The organism is Cryobacterium sp. MLB-32 (genome assembly GCF_000738085.1).
Lineage (GTDB): Bacteria > Actinomycetota > Actinomycetes > Actinomycetales > Microbacteriaceae > Cryobacterium.
This window is the reverse complement of the sequence record NZ_JPRS01000511.1, coordinates 1-954: the sequence shown is the minus strand read 5'-3', so window position 1 is coordinate 954 and position 954 is coordinate 1. Positions and strand designations below refer to the sequence as shown.

Genomic DNA, 954 nt, shown 5'->3' with positions numbered 1-954 from the left:
CGCGCTCTCCAAACCCTCGCCCGCGAGGGGAACTACGAAGGCCCTATTGATGGCGTTCCGGGAGAAATGACATTCGCGGCGCTTGACCGATACCTGACCGGGACCACAGGCGGCGCCCCGAGCATGGCCAATGGAAAGATCTTGCAGCTGATCGCGAAGGCAGGAGGCTACACGGGTGCCGTGGATGGCGTCCCAGGTGCCAACACGTGGCGTGGGCTCCAGCAGGTACTTTCCGGCTATAGCTACCGCGGCCCAGTCGACGGAGTCATGGGCACTAACTCCTGGGCCGCGCTTCAGCGGTTCGCGGCAAAGGGAGGCTACACCGGCGTTGTCGACGGAGTAATGGGTACCAACTCCTGGAAGGGCGTTCAGACCGTACTCGCAGGCTTCGGCTACACCGGGCCCGTTGACGGGGCTCCGGGGAAGAACTCATACATCGCCTTGCAGCGCATTGCTCGCCTCGGCGGCTATGCGGGACCAGCAGATGGCGTGATGGGTACGAATTCTTGGCGAGGTCTACAGACGTTCCTCTACGGCGCCGGATACACCGGACCGATCGACGGCGTGCCTGGTCTCAACACCTACAAGACCCTTCAGATAATGGCGGCACGCGGAGGCTACAACGGACCGGTAGACGGTCTTCCGGGTGACAACACCTACCGAGCTCTGAGCGATCTTTTGGCTTAACGCCAGGGATGGAAAGCACGGGGGCTGAACTTCTTCCGCCCCCGTGCTTTCGATCAAACCTGAACGCCCAGAGCGCTGTGGGAACACCATTGCTACCGACAACGAACCCGCTGCATCAGGCTAAAGACCCACTGACGAGATAACCGCAACAGGCCCAGTGATAACGCTCCGTCCGGACAGTAGACAACGTGTCCGGAGGTAGACGAGCATAATTGAACCCATGAAACTTCTCGGAACAATAGTCCTAGGCGCGATAGCGACCACCGT

General features: G+C 60.6%; 1 pseudogene. It reads left to right on the top strand.

The features are described from left to right. Nucleotides 1-687 (top strand): annotated as a pseudogene (locus JF66_RS23900) (hypothetical protein); the annotation flags it as partial. Nucleotides 688-954: the final 267 nt, after the last annotated feature.